The organism is Flavobacterium erigeronis, from assembly GCF_054075165.1.
Window position 1 is genome coordinate 34,201 of sequence record NZ_JBSKGP010000009.1, and the last position, 13,759, is coordinate 47,959.

The window sequence follows — 13,759 nt, forward strand, 5'->3', positions numbered from 1 at the left end:
AACTTTCAAAAATAATTGAAACATATTTAACAAGTTGTAAAGTTATGTTAATTCAACCCACGAAATTTTTGATTAAATAATGATACAGCTATTTTTGTAAAAATCACATTTTATGGAATTATACTACACTTTTTCGGTGCTTATTGTATTAGCATCTTTCTTCGCCTATTTAAATTTAAGATTTTTAAAACTTCCAGGAACAATCGGAATTATGATTATTGCGATGCTTGTTTCTGTCGGAATTCGTCTTTTGGGAGATTCTTATTTTCCGGCAACCACCAAACATTTTTTTGAATTAATAAAACAATTTGATTTCAACGAAATCTTGATGGGCGCCATGCTAAACTTTCTTCTGTTTGCAGGTGCACTGCATGTGAATATGGCTGATCTTAAAGAGCAAAAAGTGCCGATTATGATTTATTCTACGGTAAGTGTTGTGCTTTCTGCTTTAATTATTTCGATGCTTCTGTTTTATATAGCACCACTTTTTGGAATCCAAATACCTTATATATTTTGCTTAGTTTTCGGAACATTAATTTCTCCAACCGATCCAATTGTGGTTTTGGGAGTTTTAAAAGAAGCTAAAGTTCCTAAAAGAATCAAAACTAAAATTGTGGGAGAATCTTTGTTTAATGATGGAGTAGCGGTAGTAATGTTTGCTGTTGTTTTAAAAATGGCAACAGATCCGACATTTGATGCGACTTTTGGCTCGATTACGTGGTTGTTTATAAAAGAAGGAATTGGCGGGCTTTTATTAGGAGCAGTTTTCGGATTCACAGCTTCAAAAGTCATGAAGAAAATTGACGATTATAAAGTTTCAGTTTTAATAACGCTTTCTATTGTAACAGGAGGGTTCTTAGTAGCTCAAAGTTTGCACGTTTCGAGTCCGCTTGCGATGGTAGTTTCTGGATTAATTATCGGAAATTATGGCAAAAAAGTGGCGATGAGTGAAGTCACAAAAGATTACTTAGGTAAATTCTGGGAACTTATAGATGAGATTCTAAATGCTGTTTTATTCCTTTTTATTGGTTTCGAATTGTTATTGCTTCCAGACTTGAACAAACAATTATTAACAGGTTTTGTGGCTATTTTTATCGTACTGTTTTCACGACTTACCTCTATAGTTTTACCATGGAAATTCTTTGATATTTTCAAGTTCTTCGGAATTAGATCGGCTTACAACAAAGGTTCTTTAATGGTTTTGGTTTGGGGAGGAATTCGCGGAGGAGTTTCTATTGCTTTAGTACTTTCGATGCCAGAAAGTGAATACAAAAACTTATTGCTAGAAATAACGTATATCGTCGTTTTATTCTCAATTGTGGTACAGGGACTAACTGTTGGAAAACTGGCTAAACGAGTTTTAGAGAAAGAATAGAGTGGCAAGATTCTCTATTCAAAAATCATCATAGATTGAAAAGCCTGTATATTCTGCAGGCTTTATTATTTATTCGTAAATGAACAACGTTACAAAATTACGCTTATTGAAAGATTTTTCTTAATTTTTAATCTTGATTTAATTCTGCGACTAAAATTTAGTTGCTAAATTGAAATTTAATGATAAATTTGTATGAGTAAAATTGATAAACTTATTGAGAAGTTAAAATCAAAACCAAAAGATTTTTCTTGGGATGAAATGCTGAAAGTTCTAAATCATTTTGGATATACACAGATTTCGCAAGGAAAAACAGGTGGATCAAGAAGGAAATTTGTAAATGAAAATAAACAAATTATAAGTTTACACGAACCACATCCACAGAAGGTTTTGAAGGTGTATCAGCTTAATATTATTATTGAACATTTAGAATTGTAAGATGAAAAACTATTTAGAATATAACGGATATATTGGTACATTAGAATTCTCTGCAGATGATAAAATATTCTTTGGAAAAATTCAAGGTATCAATGATTTAGTAACCTTTGAAGGTTCTTCAGTTACTGATTTGGAAGAATCTTTTAAAGAGGCTGTCGAAGATTATTTAGAGACATGCAAGATGTTGAATAAATCTCCGGAAAAAATTTATAAAGGATCTTTTAACGTTAGAGTTTCTCAAGAGTTACACCAAAAAATTGCTCTTTTGGCAGTTAAGAAAGGACTCAATTTAAATGAAATTGTAAAAGAAGCAATATCTTATGTTGTAAAACATGAAGAGGTTTTAAATTAAAAACATTCAAGAGCTTATCTTTTATCGTCTTTCGAATAATTCGATTCTCCATTAATATTAATTTCTCCGCCTAGAAAATGAGGTTCGCGATTTCTCAGAACATCGAGAAATGATTTAAATCTAGAAAGATATTCTCTAAATGTTACATATTTATAACCTAAATATTCTCCTCTGTTGGCAGAATATCCCGCCGATTTTATTCCCAGACTTCTTCCAATGTAAATTGCTCGATTTAAATGATATTCCTGCGAAATTAAAGTTGCTTTTCTGATTTTGAAAATATGTTTTGCGCGGTACATTGTAGAGTACGTGTCAAATCCAGCATAATCGATAAAGATTTTTGTGGTGTCAACACCATTTCTGTAACAGTAATTTTTCATCACGGTTAATTCATCATATTCTTCACGGCCATTATCTCCCGAAAGTAAAATTTTATTGATACGTTTTGCTTTCCAAAGCATTATTCCTGCGTCCAAACGATCTTTTAAATATTTACTAGGCTGATCTCCGTTAATTCCTGCGCCAAAAATAATTCCAACATCATTCTTTGGGAATTTCTTTATCGAATAATGAATGTATTTTTTAGTTGATGAGGTGATGTGATAGTTTACAGAAAGGATTGTAATTATTCCGATAATGGCGAGGTAAAGAAAGATTTTGAAATATTTTTTCACGGCTTATTTTGTAAGATTAAGATTTAAAATGCGAAGATAGCTAAATTTGCTTTTGACAAAATACAATAAAAAAACCGAAGCGGAAAACTTCGGTTCTAGTATTTGAATCTCAAAGAAGCTTAGCAACTTAGAGACTTAGTATCTTAGGCGCTTTATAATAATCCCGCTCTCTTCAACAACGCTTCAGGTTTTGGTTCCTGACCTCTAAAACGTTTGTACAAAGTCATCGGATGTTCTGTTCCTCCTTTTGAAAGCACATTGTCTTTGAATTTTTTCGCGACTTCTTCGTTAAAGATTCCTTTTTCTTGGAAAAATTCGAAAGCATCAGCGTCTAGAACTTCTGCCCATTTGTAGCTGTAATATCCAGAAGAATATCCGCCTTGGAAAATATGAGAAAATGCTGTACTCATTGCATTTTCTTTTACGTCTGGATACAATTGTGTATTTGCAAATTGTTCTGTTTCGAAAGTTTTAAGATCGGTAATGTTTGTCGGATCTTGTCCGTGCCACGCCATATCTAAAAGTCCAAAACTTAACTGACGTAAAGTAGCCAAACCTTCTTGGAAACTGGCACTTTCTTTAATTTTCTGCACATATTCAATCGGAATGATTTCTCCCGTTTCATAATGATTCGCAAACAAAGCCAAAGCTTCCGGTTCGTAACACCAGTTTTCCATAATCTGACTTGGCAATTCTACAAAATCCCAGTAAACAGAAGTTCCGGATAAACTTGGGTAAACCGTGTCAGCTAACATTCCGTGTAAACCGTGTCCAAATTCGTGGAATAAAGTCGTCACTTCATTAAAAGTTAATAATGAAGGTTTTGTTTCGGTTGGTTTAGTAAAGTTGCAGACATTCGAAATATGTGGTCTTTCATTCACGCCATCTTTTACGTATTGTGATTTGAATGAAGTCATCCAGGCGCCATTTCTTTTTCCTTTTCTTGGAAAGAAATCGGCATAGAAAATCGAAACTAAATTATTATCTGCATCACGAACTTCGTAAGTTGTAACTTCTTCGTGGTATTTGTCAATATCAAAAACTTCCGTAAAAGTTAAACCGTATAATTTTTTAGCAACCGTAAAAGCGCCGTCTAAAACTTTTTCTAACTGAAAATATGGTTTCAGTTTTTCATCATCTAAATTAAAAAGCTGTTGTTTTAATTTTTCAGAATAATAAGCGCCATCCCATTTTTCTAACTGCTCGATTCCGTCTAATTCTTTCGCGAAAGCGGTTAATTCCGCAAATTCTTTTTGAGCTGCAGGTTTTGCTTTCGCTAATAAATCATTCAAAAAAGAAAAAACTTTCTCTGGACTTTCAGCCATTCTTTCTTCCAAAACAAAATGAGCATGGGTTTTATAACCTAAAAGATTGGCTCTTTCGTGACGCAGTTTTGCAATTTTCAGAACGTTTTCTTCATTATTGAATTCATTTTTCTGAAAAGCTTTCGCACCAAAAGCAATTGCCATTTTTTTACGCAATTCACGATTATCTGCATATGTTAAAAACGGAACATAACTTGGATGATCTAAAGTGAAAATCCAGCCTTCTTTTTCCTGATTTTTGGCTAATAATCTTGCGGCTTCGATTGTTCCTTCTGGCAAACCTGAAAGGTCTTTTTCATCAGTTAGATGCAATTCAAAATTATTGGTTTCTGCCAAAACATTTTCACCAAATTGCAAACTCAGTTTCGATAATTCTTTGTCGATTTCTCTCAGTTGATTTTTTTTGTCTTCTGGAAGATTTGCTCCGTTTCTTGAGAAGCTTTTATATTTTTTGTCTAATAAAGTAGTTTGCTCTGCGTTGAGGTTCAAACTTTCTTTTTGATCGTAAACCGATTTTACACGAGCAAATAATTCAGCATTTAAGCGAATGTCATTTCCGAGTTCAGAAAGCCAAGGCGAAACTTCCTGAGCAATTTTCTGCATTTCGTCATTGGTTTCAGCCGAATTCAAATTGAAGAAAATACTAGAAAGACGATCCAAAATATCGCCAGAATAATCCATCGCGACAATTGTGTTTTCAAAAGTCGGTGCGTCTGGATTATTTACAATCGCATCAATTTCAGCTTTAGCCAATTTAATTCCTTCCTGAAAAGCAGGAACGTAATCTTCGATTTTGATTTGCGAAAAAGGTGCTGTGTTATGTTTGGTGTTGAAATATTGTGTTAATACGCTCATAGTGTTGTTGTGTTACGCAAAGTTCCGCTAAGAAGGCACAGAGCTTCGCAAAGTTTTTTAAATTAACCTTTGCGAAGCTTTGTGTTTGCTTTGTGAATCTCTGTGAAATTAACTTTTATTTTTTTAATCCTTCAGCGGCTTTATTAACCGCCGCTTTCAATTCTTCTTTATAAACAATAATAGAATCTAAAACAGTTTTATTAGAACTTCCAATAATTTGTGCCGCTAAAATTCCGGCATTTTTTGCGCCGTTTAAAGCAACAGTAGCAACTGGAACGCCACCCGGCATTTGAAGAATAGATAAAACTGAATCCCAACCATCAATCGAGTTGCTAGATTTTACAGGAACTCCAATTACAGGAAGCGGAGACATCGAAGCCACCATTCCTGGTAAATGTGCAGCACCGCCCGCACCGGCAACAATTACGGAAATTCCGCGTGTGTGTGCATTTTTACTGAAATCTACCAATTTCTCTGGTGTTCTGTGTGCCGAAACGATATCGACTTCAACTTCTATATTAAATTGTTTCAACATGTCAATTGCATCCTGCATAACTGGCATGTCTGAAATGCTTCCCATGATAACGGCTACTTTGCTCATTTTTTTTGTGTTGTTTATTTTTGTTTCAGGTTTCAGGTTTCAAGTTGAGCGCTGTAACTGAAGTATTTAAATAATTATGATTTTAGTTTAAGTAAGATTGTATAAAACAAAAATGTGCTTCCGATTGAAAATAGTATGAAGCAAAGACAAAGAATTGCAAAAGCTATAAAACTTTTTATTCTTTCTCCTTTGTATTCATATTTATCTGTAAATTTTTCAAAATGAGTTTTAAACAGATTTGAAATGCTAGATAAATTTAAAATATTCATTATGATTTCTACAAAATCCATTTTCGAATGTTAATTACTGAGAGATCACTTTAATAGTGTTTTTAACTTGTTCAGCAATTCTTCTTGCTTCGTTCATATCCTCGTTTGCAATCGTAACATGCCCCATTTTTCTAAACGGACGCGTTTCTTTTTTACCGTAAATATGCGGCGTAACACCGTTCCAACCTAAAATGGTTTCAATATTTTCGTAAACTACATTTCCAGAATGTCCTTCGGCGCCAACTAAGTTTACCATAATTCCAGCCACTTTACTATCAGTGTTTCCTAACGGAAGATTTAAAATAGCGCGCAAATGATTTTCGAATTGTGAAGTGTAACTCGCTTCTATTGAATAATGTCCAGAGTTGTGCGGACGCGGCGCTACTTCATTCACTAAAATTTCATCTTCATTGGTTTGGAACATTTCTACTGCCAAAAGTCCGACGTGATTGAATTTTTCTGAAACATTCAGGGCAATCGCTCTTGCTTTTTCTGCTACTTTTTCGTCGATTCTTGCTGGGCAAATTACGTATTCTACCTGATTGGCTTCTGGATGAAATTCCATTTCAACAACCGGATACGTTTTGATTTCGCCTAACGGACTTCTACAAACAATGACCGCTAATTCGTTTTTGAACGGAACCATAGTTTCGGCAATACATTCTACATTTGGAAGATTATCTAAATCGGAAGTTTGACGTATTACTTTTACACCGTTTCCGTCATAACCAAATTCCGTGCATTTCCATACAAACGGAATTGTGATTTCATTATTTCCAACCGATTTTATCAATTGTTCCGGACTGTCGAATCTCAAGAAAGATGCTGTTGGAATATCATTTTCAGCATAAAATTGTTTTTGAACACCTTTATTCTGAATTCCTTTTAAAGTTTTTGGAGATGGATATACTTTTACGCCTTCATTTTCTAATTGTGTTAAAGCTTCAAGATTAACCAATTCGATTTCGAAAGTCAAAACATCAACCTGTTTTCCGAAATTATAAACCGTTTCATAATCCATTAAATCGCCTTTGAAGAATTTGTTGCAGGCAATTTTACTCGGCGCTTCGTCGCTTGGATCGAGAACGTAAGTTTGTATGTCAAATTTGCGTGTATCGAACAAAAGCATTTTGCCTAATTGTCCGCCGCCTAATATTCCTAATTTAAAATCAGAAGAAAAATAATTCATTGTGTGTTGTTTGAATTTTGTGAAATTCACTTAGTTAATTGTTGTTTATTTTTGTTAAAAATTCATCTGGTGTGAATACATTGATTTCAGAAAATTTAAAGTCTTTCAAATCTCTCGTTACAATGCAATCCATATTATGGATTGATTGAGCTGAAACAATCTGAATAGCATCTTCAAAATCTTTATGATTAGATTTTAAACTTTTCTTTATAATCGTCGCGTCAACCGGAATTATTTCTATGTTTTGTATAATCTCGTCTAATGCCATTCTTATCTTTTCTTCAGGAATTAGCCTTTTCAAAAGATAATGCAATGTAATAATAGTGTTTGAAGTTGAAAAAAGCTGAATTTTTTTGTCAACTCCTAAAGTGTAAATTTTTAAAGAATTATGGACAAAAGGTTGTCTGTTTGCAAAAATATCCATTAAAATATTTGTATCTATAAATACGTTTTTCATAGACCATATTTTTCTCTATAATGCTTCTCTTTTACTTTTTCTTCATCAAAATCATCTGGCAAAGTAACAATTCCAATAAGTTTTTTTACTTTAGGATGAATGTCATCGTATGTTTGTTCTTTTTCAGTTAGATTCTTAAAATAACTTTCGACAAGTTCAGATAAACTTCTGCCAGTTTTTTTTGCATACGATTTTGCCTGTTCGATAACTTCTTTTTCTAGCGATAATGTGAGTTTAGTATTCATGATACGTAAAGTTTTTACAAATGTACGTAATATTTTTTTTTCTGCCACGAATTACACGAATTGCTCGAATTTTTTTCAGCCACAGATTAAAAAGATTTTTAGGATTTTTTCTACCAGAATAAATTAGTGTACTTCGTGAAATTGCTTCGCCTGTTCGCTATCGCTCGGGTCGTGGCTAACAACATTTAAATCTGTTTAATCTGTGGCAAAACTTTATTTCATTTTCTTCAAAACTTCTTTGGCAACGGCTTTATAGGCGGCTGAATGATCTCCAAAATCTTTATCAATAATAACTTTTAGTTCGGGATGAATCCAATCGTAATGATTGCCTAAAATATATAGAGTTCGAATAGAGTATGCTTTTGTCGCCACTTTGACATCTGTAATTAACCAGTCAAAAGAAGCTTCAATACAATCCTGCAGGTTTTCTTCTGAAAGTTTAATACAGTTTTCGCCTTTTTTATAATGTGATTTTACCAGAAGCTGAACGACTTTTGCAACTGGACGCAGTGAACTTTCGTCTTTTAAAACTTTCAAATTGGAACAGAAAAAATCAAGATGTGGCTGTAGCCAAAGCAATTCTTCATAAGAAACAAATTCTAGAATCCAGCAGGCTTTATGGTTGTTTTTGTCTTCTGGCGAAAAACATATTGAAATGAGCTCGCTAAAAAGCAAAGGATTCTCTAAAATATCCTGCGCTACTTTTAGACGGTTTTCTCTGTAAGCATTGACATAATCTAGTTTTTTTTGTAATTCAGAAAGCATTCTTATGATGTTTAATACACTGCTAAAATAAGTAATTTAATGAGATAATTCCGTAATAATTTATAGGTAGTCCAGGATAATAAAATCTAGGCTGTGCATTTCCAACTGCTGTTGCATTGGTAAGAATCATAGAAGCATATTTTTCGTTTGTGACATTGTTTATTCCTGCATCAAAATGAGCTTTTAGCCCAGACAAAATTTCAAATTGATAGCCAGTTTTTAAATTCAATAAAGAATAAGAATCTGAAAAATTAGCGTTTGAGTCATTCATCGGAATTTTGTCTGTGAATTGAAAATCGGCTGCAAAATAAAATCCTGAATTGGTATTCAAATTAAAACCTGCACTTGCGGTATTGGCAGGAACTCCAGTCAATTTATTTCCCGAATAGTCATTTCCGTTGTCATCAAATTCTTTAAATTCATAATTTCCGACGGAAGCGCCAACATAAGAGTTCAAATTTAAAGTTCTATTAATTGTCCAATTGTGTCTTAATGAAACTTCAATTCCTTCATGAAAAGTTTTTCCAGCATTCACGCCTTCATATTGATCATCTCCAATTCTTTTGGCAACCAATAAATCTTTTATTTCCATTCTGAAAACAGCAATTTCGGTGTATAGTTTTTTATTGAAAAAATGAAACTTGCCGCCAAATTCAAAATTATAACCGGTTTCTGGTTTTATGTCCTGATTAATATTTCCGGTGCTGGTTAAAGTTTCTTCAGTCGCGGGAAGAGAAAAACCTCGGCTTACAGAAATGTATAAAGTTCGGACTTCGCTAGGTTTGTATAGAAAAGAAAGCTGTGGCGAAAAAATGCCATCATAACTATAAGTTTCCTTTGGATCATTCGCGGAAGCGGGAAAATCATTTTGCAATTCAAATTTGGTTTTGTTGTAATTTAATCCTGCTTGAATTTCAAATTGATCAGAAAGTAAAGTTCTAATTTGTGAAAAAACATTATAAAAATGCCTTTTCTGATCGGTTGCTGAAAGCTGATCGCCTTGTAAACTTCCGTTTCCATTATTTTGCTGATAGAGATTTTCGAAAGTGTTACCGCTGTAATTATCCCTGAAATATTCTAATCCGGCAATAAATTGATTTTTGATTTTTCCGATTTCAAAATCACCCGAGAACTGCGTTCGTACGCCCGATGCAAAAGTGTATTGACGCAATACATCGAAAGGACGTGGTTCGTTGCTGTCTTTATAATTGATAAAAACCGAAGTTGAATTGTTTAGATGGTCATTTAGTTTAAAATCATACGCCAATCCTGCCAAAGTCGATTTGTATTCTTTAAATCCTTGTGAAGCGACCCAAGTCGGTGCGCCAGCCTGCGGATTATTTTCGAAAGTGGTTTTGTTGATCGAACTAGGAATGTAAGCTTTTAAATAAGTATAGTTAGAAAAGTAAGTCAGTTTGCTTTTTTCTTTTCGAAACAATTCTCCAGAAAGCGTAATTCCTTCCCGATTGTAAGCGCTGTTTTCGCGCCAGCCGTCGGTTTTTAAATTGTGATAACTCAGATTTAGGGAGGAATTTTTCTCATTCAAATCAAAACTGACTCTGTTTTTCAATAATCCGAAAGAGCCAAAAACAGAACTGATTTCCGTTTGATAATTCCCTTTCTTTAAAGATTGAGGCGAAATTAAAATTGCACCGCCCAATCCAGCGCCGTAAACACTCGAAAGCGGTCCTTTTATGATTTCAATTTGATTGATGTTTTGAAGATCAATATCGTCAATTACGGTTTCACTGTTTCCAGAAGTTAGCGGAATACTGCCGTAAAAAGCTCTGATTTTATTGGTTCCGTACGGAGTTCTCGCACCAATGCCTCGAATCGAAATTCGGGTTGTTGTAATATTAGAAGACTGCATAAAAACACCAGGAATAGTATTAATCACATTACTAATGTCAGTCGTATTATTTTGAAGTAATTCTTTTTGGGATAAAATGCCAATCGAAGCTGGACTATTTTGCAAATCCCGATTGATATGAAGCGGACTGATTAAAACTTCTTGGAGTTTTTGAGTTTTGGTGGAGTCAATATTGTGGGTTTCTTTTTGTTGTGCAAAAATGTTTAGAGAAGCAATGATTGCAAAAAGAGGCAGGTAATTTTTTTTAAAAATCATAAAAAGGTTTGTGTTTAAACACAACTATTGATATAGAATTTAAACATAGCCCACGGTTTCAACCGTGGGAACTCGGTTTGCGATATGCGTTGCGCTACCACGGTTGAAACCGTGGGCTATGTTGTGAAAATCTATGTGTTTAAATTTTTATCTCAATTCTTGGAATTTGGAATTTTATCTAGGCGAATGAAAATTGAAATTTATTTTTTAACAAATAGAGACACAGCATTTCATTGAGGCAAAAAAGGCGTTTTACTTATAAAAGTCACATAGCAATCTATGTGTGAAAACTAAGTTTTCTTTTATCAACTTCTTTTTAAATAAAATCTATGTCTCTATGTGTTTAAAATATTTAATTTGAAAGTTTTTTAACCGCAAATTACACAAATTCACACAAATTAATTTTGCGAAAATTTGTGTAATTTGTGGTTAAACCAAATTTGATTATTTATTCGCAGTAACTTTCCAAATAGTATTGCTGCTATCATCGTTTACCAAAAGCGATCCGTCATTCATAACAGTTACCGCAACAGGGCGTCCGTAAACTTCGGCTTTATTTTGATCGGAGATAAAACCAGTTAAAAAATCTTCTGGTTTTCCTGAAGGTTTTCCGTCTTTAAACGGAACAAAAAGTACTTTATAACCAGAAATTTTAGAACGGTTCCAAGATCCATGCTGACCAACAAAAGCTCCGTTTTTATATTTCGCCGGAAACTTATCTTTGGTGTAAAAAGCCAATCCCAAAGAAGCGGTGTGAGCGCCAACTGGAACATCGGGAACAATTGCTTTTTCGACCAAATCTTTTCTTTCGCCTTTCATTCTTGGGTCAGGAATGCTTCCGAAATAAGAATAGGGCCAACCGTAGAAACCATCTCTTTTTACACTCGTAATATAGTCGGGAACCAAATCGTCTCCCAAATCATCACGTTCATTAACAGCAGTCCATAATTCTTTGTTTACAGGATTCCAGTCCATTCCCACAGGGTTTCTAAGTCCCGAAGCATAGGTTTTTTCACCCGTTCCGTCAGGATTAATTTCTAAAATTGCGGCACGGCGCACTTCTTTGTCAATTCCGTGTTCTGCATTATTGCTTCCAGAACCAACAGAAACATAAATTTTGCTTTCGTCTTGGCTAGCCAATAAATTTCTTGTCCAGTGATTGTTGTAACCACCTGCAGGAAGTTCAAGAATTTTTTCTCCTTTAGTTTCCAATTTCAAAGGATTGTTTTTATAAGGATAACGGTATAATCCGTCGGTGTTGGCAATGTAGAAAAAGTCTTTTAAAACCAGCATTCCAAAAGGTTTGTTTAAACCGGAAATAAAAACTTCGCGTGTTTCAAATTTTCCGTCTTTGTCTTTATCTCGTAAAACTGTAATCTGGTTTTTACTAGTTCTTGTGCCACTTTCTACAACAAAAATATCTTGGTTTGATGCAATATACGTCCAGCGCGGATTTTCGAATCCATCTGCAAATTTAGTAACCGTAAAACCTTCAGGCGCTTTTGGAGTTTTGCCTGCAGGCCATCCAATAACTTTACTATTATTGGTTTTCGATTCTGTCGCGTAGGGCGGAGGCAGCGTAATGTCTCCGATAGCTGTTTTTACAATGTTGTCTGGCTGTTTGGCTAGAGCTTCTTTCTCTTCTTTTTTTACCTGTCCGTTGCAGGCTGTCATTAAGGCTAATAAGGGTATTGAAAGTAGGGTTAAGGATTTTTTCATCGGTTTTTTGGAGTTAAATATTTACATAACAACAATTTACTTAAAAATCAAATAGCGTCAAAAAATAATTTGTAAACATTAACTGATATTTAACATTCCGAAAAAATATCTCGATACAGTTTATTTTGATAGAAGCTGTTAAGTTCTAATTCTTTATCTTTGTCCATTATTTTAAAAAGAAAAATAATGATACAACTTCACGATAAACAATTTGTTCCGTTTATTTCGGCTAAAGAAATTGATTTTGCTTTGACCAAAATGGTTGCTCAAGTAGAAGATGATTTTGGAGATGAAACACCAATTTTTATTGGAGTTTTGAATGGTGCTTTTATGGTGGTGTCGGATTTTTTGAAAAAATATAAAAAACCATGCGAGGTTTCGTTTATCAAAATGGCTTCGTATGAAGGGACGGAATCGACAGAATCGGTAAAACAATTAATAGGAATCAATCAAGATTTGACCGATAGAACGGTTGTAATTATTGAAGATATTATTGACACCGGAAATACAATCGAAGAATTGAAGCACTTGTTTAAAGCACAAAATGTAAAGCATTTTAAAATTGCAACTTTGTTTTTTAAACCTGAAGCGTATAAAAAAGACATTAAAATAGATTATGTCGGAATTCGTATTCCGAACAAATTTATTGTGGGTTATGGTTTGGACTATGATGGTTTAGGAAGAAACTTAACCGAAGTGTATAAATTAGCAGAATAACAAAACACAACTAAATATTCATTTAAAGACTTCTGAAAGACAGAAGTAACAACACTCATTTCAATTATGATTAACATCGTTTTATTTGGAAAGCCTGGTGCAGGAAAAGGAACTCAGGCAGAATTTTTAAAAGAGAAATACAATTTAACACACCTTTCAACAGGAGATATTTTTCGTTTCAATTTAAAAAATGATACTGAACTAGGAAAAAAAGCAAGAGTTTTTATGGACAATGGAGAATTGGTTCCTTGCGAAGTAACGACTGCAATGTTAATTGATGAGGTAAAAAAACATCCAGATACTGCAGGATTTTTGTTCGACGGTTACCCAAGAACAATTAATCAGGCTGAGGCTTTAGATCAATTTTTACCAACAATCGGCTCAAGTGTAACAGCAACAATTGCTTTAGAAGCTGATGATGAGATTTTGGTAAAACGTTTATTGGAAAGAGGAAAAACAAGCGGAAGAGCTGACGATCAAGACGAAGAAAAAATTCGTGTGAGATACCAAGAATACAACGAAAAAACAGCTCCTCTTATTGGATATTATAAAGAACAAAACAAGTTTCACGCCGTAGATGGTATCGGAACTATTGAACAAATTACAGAGCGATTAACGTCAGTTATAGATAATTTGTAGAAGCTTATTCCAGCTGC

General features: G+C 33.9%; 14 protein-coding genes. 5 read left to right on the forward strand and 9 right to left on the reverse strand.

Features of this window, described 5'->3' with window-relative positions; all coding sequences use genetic code 11:
- The first annotated feature begins 112 nt into the window (after positions 1-112).
- The 3 genes from ACWA1F_RS17425 to ACWA1F_RS17435 all read left to right on the forward strand — a co-directional run bounded on the left by ACWA1F_RS17425 (position 113) and on the right by ACWA1F_RS17435 (position 2,162).
- Positions 113-1,375, forward strand: coding sequence for a cation:proton antiporter (locus ACWA1F_RS17425; RefSeq protein ID WP_456895473.1), 1,263 nt, complete (start codon positions 113-115; stop codon positions 1,373-1,375).
- 192 nt (positions 1,376-1,567) lie between these two features.
- Positions 1,568-1,810: a type II toxin-antitoxin system HicA family toxin gene (locus tag ACWA1F_RS17430; protein WP_456895475.1), complete on the forward strand. Its 243-nt coding sequence runs from the start codon at positions 1,568-1,570 to the stop codon at positions 1,808-1,810.
- A 1-nt stretch (position 1,811) separates the two neighbouring features.
- Positions 1,812-2,162 (forward strand): type II toxin-antitoxin system HicB family antitoxin, encoded by a 351-nt coding sequence (locus ACWA1F_RS17435; RefSeq protein WP_456895477.1) that lies wholly within the window; start codon positions 1,812-1,814, stop codon positions 2,160-2,162.
- A gap of 14 nt (positions 2,163-2,176) precedes the next feature.
- Here the strand turns inward: ACWA1F_RS17435 and ACWA1F_RS17440 are convergent, their stop codons facing one another.
- The 9 genes from ACWA1F_RS17440 to ACWA1F_RS17480 form a co-directional block, all read right to left on the reverse strand.
- On the reverse strand, positions 2,177-2,836 hold the full coding sequence (locus ACWA1F_RS17440; RefSeq protein ID WP_306158310.1) for a SanA/YdcF family protein: 660 nt from the start codon (positions 2,834-2,836) through the stop codon (positions 2,177-2,179).
- A 152-nt stretch (positions 2,837-2,988) separates the two neighbouring features.
- Positions 2,989-5,016: a M3 family metallopeptidase gene (locus ACWA1F_RS17445; protein ID WP_456895480.1), complete on the reverse strand. Its 2,028-nt coding sequence runs from the start codon at positions 5,014-5,016 to the stop codon at positions 2,989-2,991.
- A 115-nt stretch (positions 5,017-5,131) separates the two neighbouring features.
- On the reverse strand, positions 5,132-5,617 hold the full coding sequence (gene purE / locus ACWA1F_RS17450) for a 5-(carboxyamino)imidazole ribonucleotide mutase (protein WP_456895482.1): 486 nt from the start codon (positions 5,615-5,617) through the stop codon (positions 5,132-5,134).
- Positions 5,618-5,920: 303 nt separating this feature from the next.
- Entirely contained in the window at positions 5,921-7,075 is a 1,155-nt protein-coding gene (locus ACWA1F_RS17455; protein ID WP_456895484.1) for a 5-(carboxyamino)imidazole ribonucleotide synthase, read from the reverse strand.
- A gap of 34 nt (positions 7,076-7,109) precedes the next feature.
- Entirely contained in the window at positions 7,110-7,532 is a 423-nt protein-coding gene (locus tag ACWA1F_RS17460) for a type II toxin-antitoxin system VapC family toxin (protein WP_456895486.1), read from the reverse strand.
- Positions 7,529-7,777 carry a DUF6364 family protein gene (locus tag ACWA1F_RS17465; RefSeq protein ID WP_456895488.1) on the reverse strand — a complete coding sequence of 83 codons (249 nt, stop codon included), beginning with the start codon at positions 7,775-7,777 and terminating at the stop codon, positions 7,529-7,531. The genes ACWA1F_RS17460 and ACWA1F_RS17465 overlap by 4 nt, the downstream gene beginning before the upstream one ends.
- A 213-nt stretch (positions 7,778-7,990) precedes the next feature.
- A complete protein-coding gene (locus tag ACWA1F_RS17470) occupies positions 7,991-8,542 on the reverse strand; it encodes a hypothetical protein (protein ID WP_306158296.1) in 552 nt (183 codons plus the stop codon).
- A gap of 22 nt (positions 8,543-8,564) precedes the next feature.
- Entirely contained in the window at positions 8,565-10,667 is a 2,103-nt protein-coding gene (locus ACWA1F_RS17475) for a TonB-dependent receptor (protein WP_456895490.1), read from the reverse strand.
- 444 nt (positions 10,668-11,111) lie between these two features.
- On the reverse strand, positions 11,112-12,386 hold the full coding sequence (locus ACWA1F_RS17480; protein ID WP_456895492.1) for a PQQ-dependent sugar dehydrogenase: 1,275 nt from the start codon (positions 12,384-12,386) through the stop codon (positions 11,112-11,114).
- 186 nt (positions 12,387-12,572) lie between these two features.
- Here ACWA1F_RS17480 and hpt point away from each other — a divergent pair, with 186 nt between their 5' ends.
- Both hpt and ACWA1F_RS17490 read left to right on the forward strand, forming a co-directional pair.
- Positions 12,573-13,103: a hypoxanthine phosphoribosyltransferase gene (gene hpt / locus ACWA1F_RS17485; RefSeq protein WP_306158292.1), complete on the forward strand. Its 531-nt coding sequence runs from the start codon at positions 12,573-12,575 to the stop codon at positions 13,101-13,103.
- A gap of 66 nt (positions 13,104-13,169) precedes the next feature.
- Complete coding sequence (locus ACWA1F_RS17490; protein ID WP_306158290.1) at positions 13,170-13,742, forward strand: adenylate kinase; 573 nt, start codon at positions 13,170-13,172, stop codon at positions 13,740-13,742.
- The last annotated feature ends 17 nt before the right edge of the window (positions 13,743-13,759 follow it).

Excerpts from the sequence above, each read along its gene's own strand:
- ACWA1F_RS17425 (WP_456895473.1), top strand. The coding sequence starts at position 113 with ATGGAATTATACTACACTTTTTCGGTGCTTATTGTATTAGCATCTTTC.
- ACWA1F_RS17430 (WP_456895475.1), top strand. The coding sequence starts at position 1,568 with ATGAGTAAAATTGATAAACTTATTGAGAAGTTAAAATCAAAACCAAAA.
- ACWA1F_RS17435 (WP_456895477.1), top strand. The coding sequence starts at position 1,812 with ATGAAAAACTATTTAGAATATAACGGATATATTGGTACATTAGAATTC.
- ACWA1F_RS17445 (WP_456895480.1), bottom strand. The coding sequence starts at position 5,016 with ATGAGCGTATTAACACAATATTTCAACACCAAACATAACACAGCACCT.
- purE (WP_456895482.1), bottom strand. The coding sequence starts at position 5,617 with ATGAGCAAAGTAGCCGTTATCATGGGAAGCATTTCAGACATGCCAGTT.
- ACWA1F_RS17455 (WP_456895484.1), bottom strand. The coding sequence starts at position 7,075 with ATGAATTATTTTTCTTCTGATTTTAAATTAGGAATATTAGGCGGCGGA.
- ACWA1F_RS17460 (WP_456895486.1), bottom strand. The coding sequence starts at position 7,532 with ATGAAAAACGTATTTATAGATACAAATATTTTAATGGATATTTTTGCA.
- ACWA1F_RS17465 (WP_456895488.1), bottom strand. The coding sequence starts at position 7,777 with ATGAATACTAAACTCACATTATCGCTAGAAAAAGAAGTTATCGAACAG.
- ACWA1F_RS17470 (WP_306158296.1), bottom strand. The coding sequence starts at position 8,542 with ATGCTTTCTGAATTACAAAAAAAACTAGATTATGTCAATGCTTACAGA.
- ACWA1F_RS17475 (WP_456895490.1), bottom strand. The coding sequence starts at position 10,667 with ATGATTTTTAAAAAAAATTACCTGCCTCTTTTTGCAATCATTGCTTCT.
- ACWA1F_RS17480 (WP_456895492.1), bottom strand. The coding sequence starts at position 12,386 with ATGAAAAAATCCTTAACCCTACTTTCAATACCCTTATTAGCCTTAATG.
- hpt (WP_306158292.1), top strand. The coding sequence starts at position 12,573 with ATGATACAACTTCACGATAAACAATTTGTTCCGTTTATTTCGGCTAAA.
- ACWA1F_RS17490 (WP_306158290.1), top strand. The coding sequence starts at position 13,170 with ATGATTAACATCGTTTTATTTGGAAAGCCTGGTGCAGGAAAAGGAACT.